Here is a 17,810-nt window from a genome sequence, read left to right as displayed (position 1 = left end):
TGAGAGACAATATTTAATGTTAGTTTGTCGTGATGGCTTTAGCCATTAAAACCGTAGTTGAAGACAATCAAAATATAGTTGTAGCAACGGGTACAGGTTCAGGAAAAACCGAATGTTTTTTGATACCTATGATGGATTATCTCCTCAAAAATCCCCATGCAGGAGTACAAGCATTAATACTATATCCCATGAATCTCGTTTAACTTGATTTTAAGCACATTCAAGAATCAAATTTTGACTTTTTTCCTGTGCTACTAAATGAATGACCTGTTGAGAAATATACCACATTAAAATAGGAGGTACAGCATTGCCGATCGCTTTATATTGACGATTTTCAGAAACCACATCTAATCTAAAATTATCAGGAAAAGATTGTATCCTAGCTGTTTCTCGTGGGTAATTGATCATAAGTTTTGTTTAAATATTTAAAATTACCTAATATGCCTAAATCCATTTCTCCACAACCACTAAAAAGCGATAATATCCTTAATATTTCCATAATTTTTAAAATTTTTTATCATATATATTTACAATTTTTATCATAAAAATTTTTTATCCATATTTAAAAATCTCTCCGATATTTTCCCTAAAATAACTTTGAGCTTTCTTTATATCAGAAATTAAAAAGTTAGTAATATCAATTCCCAACCCATAAATTCTAATTTTCTCATCAAAGATTGGATTAATTATCACAGGTTCAATATTCTGATAATAGGGATAAATTAAAACTCCCGTGTCACTATTTAAGGCTTTACAATAAGTATAAATTTGATAAAAATCTGCATTGATGACAGCACGATCAAAATTTTTATTTTTGATGTCAATAATAACTGTATGACTTCCCTGATAAACTATATCAGGCTCGATCGAAATTTGTTCTTGATTTTGCTTTTTATAATTCGCCACTTTTATTGAATCTTTATATTTAAAAATATCGTTAGGAAAACTTTGTTGCAGAAAATTTACCATATATCTTTCAAACAAAAGATTACTATTAATAATTAAGCTAAAAGATAAATCATTCCCTATATTTTTATAAGACATATTTTGTAGAATTAAACAAGCAAATTCAAAGGCATTAGCTAAATATTTTTCTTGTTTATTAAAATTTAATCTAATATTTTTTAATCTCTCAACTCTAATAGATTCATTAGTGATATAGTCAAGAGTTTTTGTTATCTCAAATTGTTGATAATTTGGGAAATTAGCTATTAATTTTTGATATGCCTTTTTAATAACTCTCATAGCAAAATAATCCATTTCTATCTTTTGAGTATAAGTAATGAAATAAGGCTCAATTCCTAATTTAATTCGTAAAAATGATTCAAAAAAATTAACATTTCCTTGTAAGTATTGACTGATAATTTGTGTATTTTTATATTGAGGCGGAATACCTTGCTTCACTAACTTTTGTAAGTTGTCTAAAAATTGATCAATAATAAACTTAGAAATATCAATATTTTTATCATAACTTAAACTATTATTCTGGGAATCTGCTAATTTATCATTTAAAATTAATCTTAAATAATCAATATTTGTCAGATAACTAATAGAAGGTTCAATAATAATTTCTAAATTTTTGGTTATTATTTTACCAACATAACCTTGAGGTATAATTAAATAATTAGCATCTAATAAATAGTCTGAATTTAATGATTTTAGTAAAATGTTTAAATCATTCAGTTCACTATTATCTACCCATATTTTTGTACCTGATTTAATCTTTAGTATCTTCATTTAAAAATTCTTTAATAGATTCTTCTAATTCAGATGGTGATGTTAAATATATTTTGTTACCCAAAATATTAGGAATAACACTTTTATCCCCATGAGCATATTCAACTAACATCGGAATTATTTTATATTGGATAATTTCATATAAATCCTCTGATGTCCAATTATAAATTTTGTCTTTTGTGTCTAAAGTTGGAATAAAATAAGAATGACCTATTTGATAGTCTTCAGAATTAAAATAATTTTTGATATTGTTATTAATTTTTTGTAGAAAATCACCTAGTAAATGTTGGTTATTAAAGGTAGATAATTGATCTATTAATTCATAATCTGGTTGCATTTCTATAAATAAAAATCTTCTCCTAATAGCAAAATCTACTAAAGCAATACTTCGATCGGCAGTATTCATTGTGCCAACAATATGCAAATTTTCAGGTATAAAAATAGGGTAGGTATCTCCGCTATCTCCTAATATTATATTGATTGTTTTGTCTCGATCTAAGGCATACAATAATTCACCAAAAATAGCACTTATATTTCCTCTATTTATTTCGTCAATTACTAATAAATATTTATGCTTACTTTTATTTTTTGTGTCTTGTTCTATTTTCCGCAATAACTGAATTAAAATCCCTTCTACATATTCAACATTATTATTTTTAATCGTTTTCCCAATAACAAAATCTTGATAAGAATAGTTTTGATGAAATTGAATTTTGACTGTTTCTTTATATTTTTCCGATAGTTGATCAATTAAAAAGGATTTTCCTGTACCGGGTACGCCTGTTAAGATTAATTGTTTATGTTTTTCTAATAGAGTAAAAAGTTTATTTTTATCAATTTTCATATAATTTTTTACATAAGTTGAATCAGTGGTTAATTGTATTTTATATTCTTGATCAATATTTGATGATTTATCTTGTTTTTGAGTAAATTTAACTAATTTATCAATGTTTAAATATTGACGATATTCTTCTGCTTTAGTTTTTTCTCTACTAAATTTTAATATTATAGACTCTTGTAAATTAAAAAGTTTTTTAGCTAAATCATAATTCATTTTATAATCTTGATAAAAGTATTCCCTTATTTTTTTAATATTAATATTAACATTGTCTTCTTCAAATTCATAACTTCTATATAACCAAATAATCAGAGCATCTAAAGGATATTTTTGCTCATACATATTTAAAATATTGTTGACAAATACATTTTTTAGTCGATATTTTTTTTCTTTTCCTTTGTCTAAAAGATGATCACTAATACTATTATCGATTGTGTCTTTAACACGAGAAAAAATTTGACTAAAATTACTTTTAGGATTATAAAATTGTCTATTTGACTCAGAAAATCTAGTAAAAAATAAACACCATTGAGTTTCTACTTCTTCTGTTTCCAGATCAAAACATCCCCCCAGTTCATAAATTGTTTTTTGTCCTAAATCTTTGTCACTATAAAGTTTAGTTGAATCAATCCAAGTATCACCATTAATACCTAGTTTAGATAAAAATAAATAAATCGGGAAAGTATCAATATTACCTTGTTTGCCACCAATATATTTAATATTAGATAATTGATTGATTGCATTAAAAATAGTTTCTTGAGAAAAATAAGGCATATTTTAATTATCAGAAAAATACTGTAATTTAATACTTTTTGCTAAGTGAAAAGCTAATCGACAAGGCACAGCATTTCCAATCATTTTATATTTTTGAGCAGTGGTACAACCCACAAATTTAAAATCATCTGGGAAAGACTGAAATCTAGCTATTTCTCGCACAGAATAACGTCTATTTTCAAGAGGATGAAGAATGCCTGAATGTTCAGGAGTAGCGGCGGCGGTAATTGTTCCCATAATTTCATCTAAATTAAATCTACGATAAAAATTGGGCGATCGATATTTTTTTATATTATTTCTGATTTCTGTTAATCTTTCTGGTAATTCTTCATCAGGAATATTTTTCCACGAACCACCGGGGGGGATAAATTGAGCTAAATGTAGTGCTTGGGGTGATAAATCCCAAACTTCTTTTTCTTCGTCTAATGGTAAAGGTTTTTCTATTACTTTTTTAACAACTAAATTAGATTTTTTAGAAAGAGGAAAAGGGAAATTATAGGCTAAACTTAAATCATTGCGAACACCCACTAAAAAAACTCTATATCTATTTTGAGGTACTTCATAATCGGAAGCATTTAATAATTGAAAATATAGTTTATAACCAATTTTTTTTAATTCTAAGGAAATTCGATCGGGCATTTTTAAGCCATTTTCGTCTTTAGCAGATAAAAAACCCCTCACATTTTCAAATACAACTATCTGGGGATTTTTGGCTTTCAAAGTTTCGATAACCTGCTGAAATAAGCCCCCTCTTTCATCATTGACTGAGTTTCTATTTCCTGCACTGGAAAAGGGTTGACAAGGAATACCTGCTAAAATTACATCACAATCTGGTAGAGAATTTTTATCAATATTTTTAATATCTTCAATTGTTATTTCTCCTAAATTTTGTCTATACGTTTTTTCTACGGCAGGATCAATATCATTGGCAAAAACTATCTCATAACCTGCTTGATGAAATCCATAATCAAAGCCACCACAACCACAAAAAAGACTAATAACTTTAGGTTTAGTAGTGGGGATTTGCGTAATAAGATTAGTATTATTATATGTAAAAAGTTCAAACTGACTTGTTGGTAGAATCATTATGTTGTCATAATTGGTTAAGTTAGCAAGGAAATATAGTTAATATTATATAGCAGTCCTAAATTATTTTATATATAAATATCAAAATAATAAGATTATAAAAGAAAAACATCGACTGTGTAAATTCTGTCGTAAAAATTTAAGAGATTTTTCATCATCAGCTCGATCGAGCTTTTATTATAGAATTTTTAAGAGAAGTTATCATAAGCGAATAAATTTAATAAATGGACAATCTATTATGTTTATTTACCTTCTTACTTGACTTTTTAAAACAAAACAAATATTTGAATTTGCATAATGTCAATTAGTGAAAATAATCTTGAAAATAAGTTTTTAAGAGTTGGTTTTCTATACAAGGACAAGCAATTATATTGAATAAATTTTCTAAGGTTTTATCTTGTTCAAAATCAAATGAACCTAACGATCGTTGTAAAAAATTTTCCGATTTTAGTAATGTTAAAAAGGGCGTTAATTCATTATCTACTTTCGATCGAACTGTTTGCTGTAATTGTGCATACCATTGCTCATAGGATAAAACTTTTATAGTGGGATTATTTTTTTCCATCCATTGTAATAAAGTTTCCCATTTTATGGGGTGAGGATTAACTAAATTAAAACTCTTATTTAAAGATAATTGTTGTTGAGATAAATAGACGATCGTTTTACTGGTATAATCAACAGGGACAAGATTAACAAGAGCTTTCATATCTGGAAAAGTAGATAATTGCCGACAACCTTTTAGCATTCTAGGAATAAATTCAGCGTTGAAAGATGAGGCAGGTTGATTCAAATTAATGATATTACTAGGTCTAAAAATTGTAACAGGAATTCCCCTCGATCGAGCTTGTAATAATAATTTTTCTGCCACATATTTACTCTTAGCATAACCACCACATAAAAAGTGTCCATCGGGAATTTGTTCGGTTTTAATAAAGGTAATTTTTTCGGAAGAAAAAACATCAGTGGTAGAGATATAAAAAATAGATTTTGCTTTATTTTTACAGGCTAATTTGATAATTTCTTTTGTACCTTGTACATTAGCATTTCTTAAAGAATTATAGGGATAAACGATATTTACCCACGCACCACAATGGAAAATTATATCTATTTCTTCGGTTAATTGTTCTATTTTTGCAACGGATAAACCTAAATTTTTCTCTGCTAAATCTCCCATAATGGGGACAATTCGATCGAGATATTTCTCTTGCCAAAGATTATTATTAATTAATTTATTTTTGATTCTATGTAAGGCATCTTCTTCATTTTTTCCTCTTACTAAACAATAAATTTGATAATCGGTATTGATTAAAAGTTCTGATAATAAATATACTCCTAAAACTCCCGTTGCCCCCGTCAAAAAAGCATTACATTTTTGTTGATTATAAATAAAGGAATTTTCAGGAAAAATATTTAATGGTAAAATAGCATCGAATTTGATTAAATTTAATTCATCTTTAGATAAGTTAATCGATTTTTTGAGAGGAATATTTTTTGCTAAACAATGAATAGTAGGATTTTGTAAAAATTTGTCAATAGAAATATTTGCATTAAAATAAGTATTGATTTCATCAATAACTATAATCGCTTTTAAAGAATCTCCTCCTAAATCAAAAAAGTTATCATTAATGCCGATATAATCCACATTAAAAACATTTTGCCAAATATCAACTAACTTAATTTCTATGGGATTTGTAGGTTCGATATAAGGGGTTTTACGGGGATTTTCTTGAGGGGGTAAAGGGAGAGATTTTCGATCGATCTTACCATTGAGAGTTTGAGGAAATTCCGTTAAAACGATAAATTTAGAGGGGATTTCATGGAGAGGTAATTTAGTTTTTAAATAGGTAATTAAAGAGGGAATAATTTGCTCATTTTCTGTGGGAATTTTTAAAGTTATATAAGCAATTAATCTTTGATCTTCTTCACTAAATTTGTGTAAAATAACAACGGCTTTATTAATATTAGGATGCTTTTCTAAAGTGGCTTCGATTTCGCCTAATTCGACACGAAAACCCCTAATTTTAACTAATTGATCATTTCTACCGACAAATTTTAACTGTCCATCAGGCAAATATACCCCAATATCTCCCGTTTTGTACATTTTTGAGTCAGAATTATCACTGAAAGGATTTACTAAAAATCTCTCGGCGGTTAAGTCGTCTCGGTTACGATAACCTCTAGCAATACCAGCACCTGTCAAATATATTTCTCCTAAATCCCCTTCTTTGACTATTTGTAAATTTTCATCTAACAAAAATATTTCGGTTTGACTGATAGGCTTACCAATGGGGGGAATATCATTATAGCCTTTGGGAATGAGCGCAACGGTGGAAAAAGTAGTATCCTCAGAAGGACCATATAAGTTAAAAACCTGTTGAACATTACTACATTTATATACTTCCTGTACAATGTTGTTAGATAAGGCTTCCCCAGCAAGGTTGACGGTGGTGACGGATTCGGGAATACCATTGATTGCACAAATAGATGCGATCGCACTGGGTACAGTATCAATGAGGGTGACTTGCTTGGCGTGAGAAGATTCGGGCAAGTGTAAAATATTATCGACTAAAATAACTGTACCGCCAACGCTAAGGGGGGCGAAAATTTCAAAAATGGATAAGTCAAAACAAATGGAAGTGGAAGCTAAGACTCCTTTTAGTTGTGAAAAAGAGTAAAAATTTATTGCCCAATTAATAAAAGCTACGGTGTTTTTGTGGAGAATTTCGACACCTTTAGGGATACCTGTTGATCCAGAAGTATAAATAATATAAGCTAGTTTATTATTATCTGATAATAACTCTAATTTTTGACTAGAAAATTGTTGTATTTTAGTTCGATCGAGTTCTAAATTAATAGTAATAGCGGAAGAAAAAGGGAGTTTATCTTGTAAAGATGTTTGGGTAATTATGACTGATAATTGAGCATCATTAATCATAAATTCTAACCTTTCTTTAGGATAGCAGGGATCAAGAGGAACATAAGCAAATCCTGCTTTTAATATCCCTAATAAAGTAATGATTAAACTTGCCTTTCTTTCTAAACAAACTCCAACAATAACTTCTTGAGTTTTGTCTATATTTAAACTGTGTAAATAATGGGCTAATTGATTGGATTCTTCTTCTAATTGTTGATAAGTTACTGATTCAGTATTCGTTAAAATTGCAGTTTTATTCAGATTTTGTTCTACAGTATTTTCAAAAAAATTTTGAATATAAGTAATAGTCATTATCGATAAATAATTAGAGTGTTAACATTTTGATCATCAATTCTTTCGTAGGAAAATTCATCAACTCCATCAAAGGCAAGAAAAATACCTAAACCGCCAATTTGTCTTTCTTCCAAAGGAATATCGATCGTTTCTTCTTCTGATTCTAGTTTAGTTCTAGGGTCAAAAGCTATACCACAATCAATAATTTTAAATTCGATCGAACTTTCCGAGATTTGACACTCTAAAATAATATCACCAGTAGCATTAGATTCTTTATAGCCATAACTAATAATATTAGTCGCTAATTCATCAATAGCAAGACGTAATTTATAGAGCTTTTTTTTGTCTAAATTAGCGGATTTTGCCAAATTTACCACAAATTCCGTGATAGTTTTGAGAGAATCTAACGTAGCCGAAACCGTCAATTTTTCCATCATAATAACTATAAAATAAGTAGGTTGGGTTGAGGCACGAAACCCAACAAAAATTAAAGTCAAAAAACTATAAAATCAGTAGGTTAAGTTGGGGCATCGAAACCCAACAAAAATTAAGCCAAAAAACTGTGGGTTGCACTTCGTTTAACCCACCCTACAATTTATTATTATTCGTAGGTTTCTTGAATAATTAAACTGTGATGAAGTCCAGTTTTTTCGATCGTATCTATAATCATTTCATCAGCGCCAACTACATAAACATCAACCCCAGCGCCCATTTTTTGTTTAGAAAAGACTAATACCCTTAAACCAGCACTAGACATAAATTCTAAATCATTCATCACCAATACTAATTTTGTAGGCTCGGAAGCGGCGGCTTCTTCAATTTTAGTTTTAAAATCCCCCGCATTACTACCGTCTAATTCTCCGGCTAAAATAATTTTTGCTACGTCATTTTCGATGACTAAATTAATATCTAATGCCATTGTTTTTACTCCTTTTTTTATTGTTTAAATTCAATATTTGCAATATTCCTAATTCTTAATTCTTAATTCTTAATTCCTCATTATTTTGCTACTAGAATGATAGTCGATCGATCTCCCACTAACACTCCTTGCTGATTGTCTAACAAAGGCTCACCTCCCACAGTATAACTATCATTAGGGGAAGGCATACCAGTATTCACAGATAAGTACCATTTTGTGGGTGCTGGAGGTTGGGGTAAGTCAAACCAAAGGGCTTCCCAATGAGCATTAATGGCTACATAAACNAGTAGGTTAAATTGGGGCATCGAAACCCAACAAAAATTAAAGTCAAAAAACTATAAAATCAGTAGGTTAAATTGGGGCATCGAAACCCAACAAAAATTAAAGTCAAAAAACTATAAAATCAGTAGGTTAAATTGGGGCATCGAAACCCAACAAAAATTAAAGTCAAAAAACTATAAAATCAGTAGGTTAAATTGGGGCATCGAAACCCAACAAAAATTAAAGTCAAAAAACTATAAAATCAGTAGGTTAAATTGGGGCATCGAAACCCAACAAAAATTAAAGTCAAAAAACTATAAAATCAGTAGGTTAAATTGGGGCATCGAAACCCAACAAAAATTAAAGTCAAAAAACTATAAAATCAGTAGGTTAAATTGGGGCATCGAAACCCAACAAAAATTAAAGTCAAAAAACTATAAAATCAGTAGGTTAAATTGGGGCATCGAAACCCAACAAAAATTAAAGTCAAAAAACTATAAAATCAGTAGGTTAAATTGGGGCATCGAAACCCAACAAAAATTAAAGTCAAAAAACTATAAAATCAGTAGGTTAAATTGGGGCATCGAAACCCAACAAAAATTAAAGTCAAAAAACTATAAAATCAGTAGGTTAAATTGGGGCATCGAAACCCAACAAAAATTAAAGTCAAAAAACTATAAAATCAGTAGGTTAAATTGGGGCATCGAAACCCAACAAAAATTAAGCCAAAAAACTGTGGGTTGCACTTCGTTTAACCCACCCTACAATTTATTATTATTCGTAGGTTTCTTGAATAATTAAACTGTGATGAAGTCCAGTTTTTTCGATCGTATCTATAATCATTTCATCAGCGCCAACTACATAAACATCAACCCCAGCGCCCATTTTTTGTTTAGAAAAGACTAATACCCTTAAACCAGCACTAGACATAAATTCTAAATCATTCATCACCAATACTAATTTTGTAGGCTCGGAAGCGGCGGCTTCTTCAATTTTAGTTTTAAAATCCCCCGCATTACTACCGTCTAATTCTCCGGCTAAAATAATTTTTGCTACGTCATTTTCGATGACTAAATTAATATCTAATGCCATTGTTTTTACTCCTTTTTTTATTGTTTAAATTCAATATTTGCAATATTCCTAATTCTTAATTCTTAATTCTTAATTCCTCATTATTTTGCTACTAGAATGATAGTCGATCGATCTCCCACTAACACTCCTTGCTGATTGTCTAACAAAGGCTCACCTCCCACAGTATAACTATCATTAGGGGAAGGCATACCAGTATTCACAGATAAGTACCATTTTGTGGGTGCTGGAGGTTGGGGTAAGTCAAACCAAAGGGCTTCCCAATGAGCATTAATGGCTACATAAACATAGTTATCTTGAACCGTACCTCCTTTAGCGTGTTTACCACAAAGCATAAATGCGATCGTCTTACTCAAAGGCGACCAATCTGCATACCAAGCCTTGACACCGTGCCAACTAATATCAGGGTAGCCACTACCCACATAATCGAGGTTGTGAAAATGCCATGTATTTCTTAACACGGGGTGAGCGTTACGAAAACCGATACAATTCTTGGTAAATTGGAATAAATCGTTATTTTGCTTCAATAAATCCCAATTCAGCCAGTTTAACTCGTTATCGTGACAATAGGTGTTATTATTGCCGTGTTTCGTGCGTCCCATTTCATCCCCCATGAGAAGCATTGGCACTCCTTGAGATACCATGAGAATGGCGATGGCATTCTTAATCTGTTTACGGCGTAAAGCATTAATGCCCTCATCGTCGGTAGCCCCTTCCCAACCGCAATTCCAACTGTCATTATCGTTACTACCATCATTATTATTTTCCCCGTTGGCTTCGTTATGTTTATAGTTATAAGAAACCATATCCATCAAAGTAAAACCGTCATGGGCGGTAATAAAGTTAATGGAAGTAGCGGGCGCTCTACCTGCTGGGGCATACAAGTCGGGTGAACCTTGTAACCTTTGAGCTAACTCTCCTACCGTGCCATCTCCTTTGAGGAATTTGCGCACTCCATCTCGATATTTCCCATTCCACTCACCCCAACGTCCGTAGGCTGGAAATGAGCCAACTTGGTATAAGCCACCAGCATCCCACGCTTCCGCAATGAGCTTACATTTGGCTAAAATAGGGTCAAATGCGAGGCTTTCTAAGAGGGGGGGATTGGCAAGGGGAGCTCCCCAAGGATCGCGTCCTAAAATAGAGGCTAAGTCGAATCTAAAGCCGTCTATATGGTATTCTGAAGCCCAATAACGAAGACAATCTAAGACGATACCTCGCACGATGGGATTATTACAGTTAAGGGTATTACCGCAACCGCTAAAGTTGAAATAATAGCCTTCAGGGGTGAGCATATAATAGGTTTTGTTGTCGATACCTCGAAAGGAAATAGTCGGTCCTTTTTCGTTACCTTCGGCGGTATGATTGAAAACTACGTCTAAAATAATCTCAATGCCGTTTTTGTGTAATTGTTTGACAAGGTTTTTCAATTCGTCAACCTGCATCCCGAATTTACCTGTAGCGGCGTATCCTGCTTTAGGTGCAAAAAAGCCTACGGTGCTATATCCCCAATAGTTATAAAGGGTTTCTCCTGTTTCGGGGTTGGGGCGACTGTTTTCAAATTCGTCAAACTCAAATACGGGCATGAGTTCGATCGAAGTCACCCCTAATTCTTTGAGATAGGGTATTTTATCAATAATCCCTGCAAATGTACCTTTATGACTTTCTTTGATGCCTGATGAAGCGTGTTTAGTAAAACTACGAACGTGCATCTCGTAGATTATTTGATCTTCTGGGGGAATTTCTAAAGGTCGATCGTCCTCCCAGTCAAAATCGTCGAAAGCCAGTCTAGCTCTATGATGGTAGATGTCATCCCAGTCGGGAGTAACTCCCCATACATCCCTACCACCGATAATTTTAGCATAGGGATCGAGTAAAACTTTGCTTTTGTCGAACCAGTGTCCTTCTCGAAAATTATTAGCGCCATCCATGCGATAACCATATTCCAGATTGTCATAATCAAGATCGAAAACCATCATGGAATAAACGTTACCGATGCGAAACTCATCAGGAAAAGGAATTTCTGCGAAGGGTTGGGGGGCGTGTTTTTCAAATAAAACGAGGGTGCAAGAGGTGGCATGACTAGAAAAAATGGAGAAGTTAACGCCACCGGGTACAAAACTAGCACCAAAAGGGTAGGGATTACCCCGTCTCAGCTTATATTTTTCGTGGGTGTGGGTAGGATGAATGTCGATTCTTTGCATGGTTTTGCCAAAATAGGTGGTATTTCATTAACCGCCAAGAAATAAATTTCATGGCTAACAGCGAAAGTCTGCTAAAGCGACTAACCGATTTAACAGTCATTGCGAGGTACGAAGCAATCTCCGAAAACTCGATCTGGGGTTACGTTATCACGCTTCCCAACCTACGCAAATGCTATGCAAGGGCGTTTTCTACGGAGTCGCTGACGATGAAAAAGTTTAAAAATCCTGTCACTGCCATGGTGTCTTTGATGTCTTCCGATAAGCCAACTAGGGTTAGTTTTGCCTCTTTGGCTACGGCTTGGCGGTGGATTGATAATAATGTCCTTAATCCTGCACTAGACATATATTCTACCTTTGTCATATCAAGGATAATGTTGCTTTTTTCGGTGGCTAAAGGGATGATGGTTTCTGTTACGTCAGGGGCGCTCGATGAGTCTATTTCCCCTTCTATTACTACTATATGACCATTTTCGATCGAGTTTATCTTAATTTCCATAATTTTTTTGTGGTTAACATTTTTGATCCCCCTAAATCCCCCTTAATAAGGGGGACTTTTTTCTGACTTTTTTTGATTCCCCCCTTTTGTAAGGGGGGCTAGGGGGGATCAAGTTTTTGTAAGGGGGGCTAGGGGGGATCGACTACACAGGCTCGATCGTAACTTTAACCTTAACTCTGGTGTCAGTTTTAGGTAACTTAACGGTTAAAGCGTCTGCATCGAAGTCGCTGTAAGGTTCGCCGTCAATTTCGACTTTACTAATTTTGATGCTACCTTGAGGTAAAATGTCGGGAGATACCCTTAAAATATCGTCTGCAAAACCGCCGGGTATGGGTTTAAAGTAGAAATCCATAGGTTGCTTAGTGACGAGCAAGTTAGTATAAACTGCCGCTAAATAGCATAACTCGAAGGAATGATAACCACTCATGGAGTGACTACCTTTTCCTCTTTCGTTGCCTCCTGCTAGGTAGGGAATACCATTGGCTAAAACGTTGAAGTAAACCCCGCCGTCTTCTAAGTCTAAAAACCATGCATTATAGAATGCCGCCGATTCCCGCGCTAAACGGTGATATTCTTGATCATCTAATACCCCTGATAAAATGAAGTAGGCTAAGATCATTTGTTCTTGTTGCCACCAAGGTTTGCGATCGTGCCAAACGTAACGATGATATTTTTCACCTTCGGGAACAATTCTTTCTACCACATCATAGCATCCTCCCCGTTGTCGATCGGCACCGTGTTCGTTCATCAAATCAGCAATTTTCTTCGCTAATTCTACATACTCAGGTTTCGATTTGAGGCTTTGCATCCGCATCAAATTCCAAGCGATTTTATAGTTATGCCCAACTACTCCTCGATTTTGTTGCCATCCCCAAGTTCGATCGGGTGTCCAATCTTGATAGAATTTTTCTTGTACAAAGGGGCTATTGTCAAAATCAGGGAAATGCTTGGCGATCGTATCAAAGGTATCCTCTAACATATCAGCATACTCCTGTTTGCCCGTAGCTAACCAGAGATTGATTAAATAGGCGGGAGCGTGATCCCCTACGGAGTTCCAGTTTTTCCGCCCTTGATTGCGTCCTAAAGTGTCGCTGAGGGGGTCTAACATGATAGGATCGAGGTGAGAGAAATAACTACCGTGTTCGCCTTTGTCTAGGAAAAATTCGTTAAACAGTTTGATGGTTTTTTCGGTATCTGCCATGATGCGAGGATCACCGGTACAACGGTATGTTTGTATTGGTCCTGCGAGGGCGTAAATTTGTTCGTAGGCGGGAATTGCGTCGTAGTCATCCCCAAATTCTGAGGCGAAAATCTTTTCTTCTCGATCACCGTTAACATCGATACCATGATACCAGTAAACGATGCCTTCGTCTAAGTCTTCAAATTTCATGTGTTCTCTCAAATATTCTGTACCGTTTTCGGCGGCTTTGAGAAAACTATCGTTACCTGTCATTAAAAAGGCGGTGGCAAAACCATAGACTAAACGGGAGATGGTGTCGGTTTCTTGACGGAAGTTGGTTTGAGATTGGATGCCACTTAAGTTAAGGGTAGTGCGATATTTGCGGTAGTCAAATTCACCATCGCCAAATTGCGCCTTAATGTAAAACTTACCTAAAGCGTTGATTTGATTAATCCACCAGTTTTGTTTTTCAAAGACAAATTCGTGTTTTTTGCGTCCTGCAAATACAATTTGTTTTGCATCGAAATATTCACTATCGGGATAGAAAACTCCGTACACAAAAAGAAATCGATCGACTTCCAACATCGATCGCATACTTCCAGTAGCATCGGGATAGCCTTCATCAAAATTTTGAATGACTTTAGCATAAGCCATAGGGCTAATTAACACCTTAAACTCTCTACCATCAGAGGTTTTGAGGGTGAAAACGTCCTTGTCTTTATCGTAACTGGTGACATAACCAGCGATTAAGTCGGAAAAGGGAAAATCGATCGAAATAGTCATTTTTTTGTGATGATGTGTTAAATATTTATGATTGATCTAAATATGTTCGTAGTATGGGCTTTAGCCCGTTATCTGGGAATTATGGAAAAAACCTAACAATTTTTGTCATGGCGAGGGGATTGTTTCTCTTAAGATTTGATTTTTTTCCTGATTCTCCCGAAGCCATCTCTAATTATGTTGTCATTGTTTAATAACTTTATAAGATTGCTTCGTTACCTCGCAATGACACTGAAAACCCGATTATCACGTCAGAGAATTAAGCCTTTTCTATTTCCTCCACAAACGCCACCATAAATTCTTCCACAACCCCCGGATGTTTACCCGTAATTAAGTTGCCATCGATAACTAAATCAGCCGTAACATCACCGTCATAAATAACATCAGCTCCTGCATTTTCTACATCACAGATGATATTATGGGCGCAAGTAACTTTTTTATCTTTGATTAAATCTGTGTCAGCACAAAATAACCATAAACTATGGCAAATTGTGCCTAATTTTACTTTATTTTCATTAACGGCTTTGCGTAAAAATTCCACGGCTGGCGCTTTATTTTTTTCTCCTTTTTTCACTGTTACCTGATAACGTAATCTATCCATAGCATAAGCACCGATGCAGATTATGCCTTTATAGTCGGAAGGAGAAACATCGTTAATTTCTGTGGTGACATCCACATGAAACTCGATTATATCATTTTCAGGATTTGAGCCAAATCTGAGGGAATCATTACCCCATAAATGAGAAATATATTCTACTTCATAACCCTTTTCGGGGAAAAACTCATTAAAACGCTTATATTCTGTAGCGTCGAAATGTTCTTCAATAAGTACTGCGATTTTACCTTTAGACATTTGTTTTGAGAAAGATACCTTTCTAATGGGTTAGACTATTTGAGTTTCATTCTAGTTAAGCTCTCTATTTTTCCATCAATTAATTTACAATTATTAACTATTATTTCTGTTATTTTCTTGTCTTTTGTATAAGTTTTGTCTTCATAAGCATCATCTTAAAATATGTAATATTGCTTAAGTGACTTTGAAAAAAAACTATGTTAATGACATTTACTAAATAATCGTGCAAAATAGATGGTGAATTTTAAAATGAAAGTAATTTATCTCTTTGTTGCCTCTTGCCTTTTGCCTACCACCATCAGTAAAATTGAATGCAAACTATATATAGCTCTTAACTAAACTTAATATATTGTTCATTTTTTCAGTTCTTAAAGATAAAAGTATCTGATAGTATAAAATACTAAGTTAGAAAAATCTGTTTAGTAAGGAACTATTTATTATTATGGAAGCCATGATGTTATTTGCCCAATTACCAGAGGCTTATGCTATTTTCAAACCTTTAGTGGATGTTTTACCTGTTATTCCCTTATTCTTCTTACTCTTAGCCTTTGTATGGCAAGCGGCGGTAGGTTTCAGATAAGGATTAAAAGACATTATAGGAAAACAAGAAGAAAGGAAGATAAGTTGATTATAAAAAAATCTCTTATCTATTGCTATTAAGATTTTTACTGATTTAGGGTGTAATGGGGAAAAAATTAATCATTTTTAAGATAGGAGAGGGTAGTTTCGAGAAAGGCTTTTCCGTTACTATCCGTTTGAGTGACGATGACTCTAAGGAGTTGTTGGTAGAAACAGAAGGAAGATTACCCCCTGCACCAAATCTTTATCAGAGTTATACTGATTGGCAATCGAGTTATCGTAGTTTAGCTATTTCTTTACGTTTAGGCGCAAATTCGGCTCAAGTTACCAATGTAGCGGTTAGTCAGTGTTTAGAATATATTAATGTTTTACAAATTAACCTGAATCAATGGTTAGAAAATACTGCGGTACAATCTCTATTATTTGATCTTTTTCCTCATTTACATCAACAAGATTTGATTCGTTTTGTGATTCAAACGGCGGATGTGCGTTTATGGCAACTGCCTTGGCATTTATGGAGTGTTTGGCATCGTTATCCGCAAACGGAGATAGCTTTAAGTAAACCTAATTGTCAGAAGCCTAATCGATCGAACGATTTTCATTATCCTCGCAAAGTACGCATTTTGGCAATTTTAGGCGATCGAAGAAGTATAGATATAGAAAGAGACAGACGTATCTTAAATAATTTACCTAATGCAGAAGTGGTATTTTTAGATCAACCTAATCTAGCAGAATTAACGCCCTTATGGGAGCAATCATGGCAAATTTTATTTTTTGCGGGGCATAGTAGTAGTAATGATAACAACCAGTGTGGTTTATTGCAAATTAATCCTTACGAAACCATCGATATACAAAGATTAAAAAACACCCTTGCCAAAGCGATTCATAATGGGTTAGAATTGGCTATCTTTAACTCCTGTGATGGCTTGGGGCTTGGCTTTAATCTAGCTGATTTACAGCTACCCCAAACTATAATAATGCGAGAGGCTGTACCCGATGAAGTCGCCCAAGAGTTTTTAAAATTTTTCCTTCAAGCCTATTCCCAAGGTGAAACCCTATATCAAGCCGTTAAGGATGCCAAGGCGAAAATTCAAGACTTGTATCATCTTGAACAACAAGCCCCCGGCTCGTCATGGTTGCCCGTTATTTGCCAAAATTTGGCGGTTGATCCGCCTTTATGGGAGAATTTGACAGGAAAGAAAACAAAACAAGGTAATAACTTGAAAAATAGTGGCTTTTCTCGGTTTTTCTCGAAAAGATCGATCGTAGTTGGTGGTGTCACGATGATTGTGGGAATCGCATTATTAATAATAGGATTCAATTTTTTAGAGAAATTTTCGTTATCCTCTTCTAACACCCCTCCAGATATGTCAAAACCAATTCGTAAACCGTTAGAGGGGGGGGTGTGTGAATGCCCCTATGACATAGACAAAGCTGGAAGATTATGCGGTGGCAAATCCGCTTATAGTCGCCCCGGAGGAAGTCAACCTATTTGCTATGTAGGTGATAAGTAGGAGGGTGCTGAAAAAGTCTGAGGAAAGGGTAGGGCAAAGGTTTTAATGGTTTTAATTCTTAGAATCAGAGTCTGTAATTGTATAATACTACCCTGTTTTTTGAGGAAAAATTCCTAAAACTGCGCACTTTTTTGTTAATTTAATGTGTTGAATCCCTTGATTTTCCTAGTCTTCCGATTTATTCAGCAAAGCCTAATTATGATGAAAAATGTCGTTTTTGATTTAACCCTAGAAAAACCTATAGAATGAATAGTTAATAGTCAATGAACTTTTTTACTTCTCTCTTCTGATT

Annotated in this window: 16 protein-coding genes; 4 read left to right on the top strand and 12 right to left on the bottom strand. The window is 33.8% G+C overall.

Going from position 1 to position 17,810, the window contains the following annotated elements; all coding sequences use genetic code 11:
* The first annotated feature begins 32 nt into the window (after window positions 1-32).
* Window positions 33-203: a DEAD/DEAH box helicase gene (locus ACN4EE_RS01125; RefSeq protein ID WP_431704552.1), complete on the top strand. Its 171-nt coding sequence runs from the start codon at window positions 33-35 to the stop codon at window positions 201-203.
* Between the two features lie 7 nt (window positions 204-210).
* Here ACN4EE_RS01125 and ACN4EE_RS01120 read toward each other — a convergent pair whose 3' ends face one another.
* From ACN4EE_RS01120 to ACN4EE_RS01070, 11 genes are all read right to left on the bottom strand, one after another.
* On the bottom strand, window positions 211-408 hold the full coding sequence (locus tag ACN4EE_RS01120) for a DNA cytosine methyltransferase (protein WP_431704551.1): 198 nt from the start codon (window positions 406-408) through the stop codon (window positions 211-213).
* A gap of 144 nt (window positions 409-552) precedes the next feature.
* Window positions 553-1,737, bottom strand: coding sequence for a 5-methylcytosine restriction system specificity protein McrC (locus ACN4EE_RS01115; protein ID WP_431704550.1), 1,185 nt, complete (start codon window positions 1,735-1,737; stop codon window positions 553-555).
* Entirely contained in the window at window positions 1,718-3,349 is a 1,632-nt protein-coding gene (locus ACN4EE_RS01110) for an McrB family protein (protein ID WP_431704549.1), read from the bottom strand. The genes ACN4EE_RS01115 and ACN4EE_RS01110 overlap by 20 nt, the downstream gene beginning before the upstream one ends.
* 3 nt (window positions 3,350-3,352) lie before the next feature.
* Entirely contained in the window at window positions 3,353-4,435 is a 1,083-nt protein-coding gene (locus ACN4EE_RS01105) for a DNA cytosine methyltransferase (RefSeq protein ID WP_431704548.1), read from the bottom strand.
* 304 nt (window positions 4,436-4,739) lie between these two features.
* Window positions 4,740-7,661, bottom strand: a complete 2,922-nt coding sequence (locus ACN4EE_RS01100; protein WP_431704547.1) for an amino acid adenylation domain-containing protein — start codon at window positions 7,659-7,661, stop codon at window positions 4,740-4,742.
* The gene (locus tag ACN4EE_RS01095; RefSeq protein ID WP_431704546.1) at window positions 7,661-8,080 is read right to left on the bottom strand and encodes an ATP-binding protein; all 420 of its coding nucleotides are present in this window, start codon (window positions 8,078-8,080) and stop codon (window positions 7,661-7,663) included. The genes ACN4EE_RS01100 and ACN4EE_RS01095 overlap by 1 nt, the downstream gene beginning before the upstream one ends.
* 164 nt (window positions 8,081-8,244) lie before the next feature.
* Window positions 8,245-8,562 carry an anti-sigma factor antagonist gene (locus tag ACN4EE_RS01090; protein WP_431704545.1) on the bottom strand — a complete coding sequence of 106 codons (318 nt, stop codon included), beginning with the start codon at window positions 8,560-8,562 and terminating at the stop codon, window positions 8,245-8,247.
* Between the two features lie 1,035 nt (window positions 8,563-9,597).
* Window positions 9,598-9,915, bottom strand: a complete 318-nt coding sequence (locus ACN4EE_RS01085) for an anti-sigma factor antagonist (RefSeq protein ID WP_431704545.1) — start codon at window positions 9,913-9,915, stop codon at window positions 9,598-9,600.
* An 80-nt stretch (window positions 9,916-9,995) separates the two neighbouring features.
* Window positions 9,996-12,116 (bottom strand): glycogen debranching protein GlgX, encoded by a 2,121-nt coding sequence (gene glgX, locus ACN4EE_RS01080; protein ID WP_431704544.1) that lies wholly within the window; start codon window positions 12,114-12,116, stop codon window positions 9,996-9,998.
* Between the two features lie 172 nt (window positions 12,117-12,288).
* A complete protein-coding gene (locus ACN4EE_RS01075) occupies window positions 12,289-12,612 on the bottom strand; it encodes an STAS domain-containing protein (RefSeq protein WP_431704542.1) in 324 nt (107 codons plus the stop codon).
* 142 nt (window positions 12,613-12,754) lie between these two features.
* Window positions 12,755-14,575, bottom strand: a complete 1,821-nt coding sequence (locus ACN4EE_RS01070) for an AGE family epimerase/isomerase (RefSeq protein WP_431704541.1) — start codon at window positions 14,573-14,575, stop codon at window positions 12,755-12,757.
* 53 nt (window positions 14,576-14,628) lie between these two features.
* Here ACN4EE_RS01070 and ACN4EE_RS01065 point away from each other — a divergent pair, with 53 nt between their 5' ends.
* Window positions 14,629-14,766 carry a hypothetical protein gene (locus ACN4EE_RS01065; protein WP_431704540.1) on the top strand — a complete coding sequence of 46 codons (138 nt, stop codon included), beginning with the start codon at window positions 14,629-14,631 and terminating at the stop codon, window positions 14,764-14,766.
* 65 nt (window positions 14,767-14,831) lie between these two features.
* Here the strand turns inward: ACN4EE_RS01065 and ACN4EE_RS01060 are convergent, their stop codons facing one another.
* Window positions 14,832-15,425 (bottom strand): DJ-1/PfpI family protein, encoded by a 594-nt coding sequence (locus tag ACN4EE_RS01060; RefSeq protein ID WP_431704539.1) that lies wholly within the window; start codon window positions 15,423-15,425, stop codon window positions 14,832-14,834.
* 442 nt (window positions 15,426-15,867) lie between these two features.
* Between ACN4EE_RS01060 and ACN4EE_RS01055 the strand changes: the two genes are divergently transcribed.
* Both ACN4EE_RS01055 and ACN4EE_RS01050 read left to right on the top strand, forming a co-directional pair.
* Window positions 15,868-16,005, top strand: a complete 138-nt coding sequence (locus tag ACN4EE_RS01055; RefSeq protein ID WP_431704538.1) for a photosystem II reaction center protein K — start codon at window positions 15,868-15,870, stop codon at window positions 16,003-16,005.
* A 103-nt stretch (window positions 16,006-16,108) separates the two neighbouring features.
* Window positions 16,109-17,518 (top strand): CHAT domain-containing protein, encoded by a 1,410-nt coding sequence (locus tag ACN4EE_RS01050; protein WP_431704537.1) that lies wholly within the window; start codon window positions 16,109-16,111, stop codon window positions 17,516-17,518.
* The last annotated feature ends 292 nt before the right edge of the window (window positions 17,519-17,810 follow it).

The sequence above is a fragment of the Geminocystis sp. CENA526 genome (assembly GCF_050753365.1).
Classification (GTDB): domain Bacteria; phylum Cyanobacteriota; class Cyanobacteriia; order Cyanobacteriales; family Cyanobacteriaceae; genus Geminocystis.
Note: the sequence above shows the minus strand (reverse complement) of the source record. Positions and strands in the feature narration are given on the sequence as shown.

Bases quoted from the DNA above. Each gene is read 5' to 3' on its own strand.
- ACN4EE_RS01115 (WP_431704550.1), bottom strand. From the start codon at position 1,737: ATGAAGATACTAAAGATTAAATCAGGTACAAAAATATGGGTAGATAAT.
- ACN4EE_RS01075 (WP_431704542.1), bottom strand. From the start codon at position 12,612: ATGGAAATTAAGATAAACTCGATCGAAAATGGTCATATAGTAGTAATA.
- ACN4EE_RS01110 (WP_431704549.1), bottom strand. From the start codon at position 3,349: ATGCCTTATTTTTCTCAAGAAACTATTTTTAATGCAATCAATCAATTA.
- ACN4EE_RS01060 (WP_431704539.1), bottom strand. From the start codon at position 15,425: ATGTCTAAAGGTAAAATCGCAGTACTTATTGAAGAACATTTCGACGCT.
- ACN4EE_RS01055 (WP_431704538.1), top strand. From the start codon at position 15,868: ATGGAAGCCATGATGTTATTTGCCCAATTACCAGAGGCTTATGCTATT.
- glgX (WP_431704544.1), bottom strand. From the start codon at position 12,116: ATGCAAAGAATCGACATTCATCCTACCCACACCCACGAAAAATATAAG.
- ACN4EE_RS01120 (WP_431704551.1), bottom strand. From the start codon at position 408: ATGATCAATTACCCACGAGAAACAGCTAGGATACAATCTTTTCCTGAT.
- ACN4EE_RS01125 (WP_431704552.1), top strand. From the start codon at position 33: ATGGCTTTAGCCATTAAAACCGTAGTTGAAGACAATCAAAATATAGTT.
- ACN4EE_RS01100 (WP_431704547.1), bottom strand. From the start codon at position 7,661: ATGACTATTACTTATATTCAAAATTTTTTTGAAAATACTGTAGAACAA.
- ACN4EE_RS01070 (WP_431704541.1), bottom strand. From the start codon at position 14,575: ATGACTATTTCGATCGATTTTCCCTTTTCCGACTTAATCGCTGGTTAT.
- ACN4EE_RS01105 (WP_431704548.1), bottom strand. From the start codon at position 4,435: ATGATTCTACCAACAAGTCAGTTTGAACTTTTTACATATAATAATACT.
- ACN4EE_RS01065 (WP_431704540.1), top strand. From the start codon at position 14,629: ATGGGCTTTAGCCCGTTATCTGGGAATTATGGAAAAAACCTAACAATT.
- ACN4EE_RS01095 (WP_431704546.1), bottom strand. From the start codon at position 8,080: ATGATGGAAAAATTGACGGTTTCGGCTACGTTAGATTCTCTCAAAACT.
- ACN4EE_RS01090 (WP_431704545.1), bottom strand. From the start codon at position 8,562: ATGGCATTAGATATTAATTTAGTCATCGAAAATGACGTAGCAAAAATT.
- ACN4EE_RS01050 (WP_431704537.1), top strand. From the start codon at position 16,109: ATGGGGAAAAAATTAATCATTTTTAAGATAGGAGAGGGTAGTTTCGAG.
- ACN4EE_RS01085 (WP_431704545.1), bottom strand. From the start codon at position 9,915: ATGGCATTAGATATTAATTTAGTCATCGAAAATGACGTAGCAAAAATT.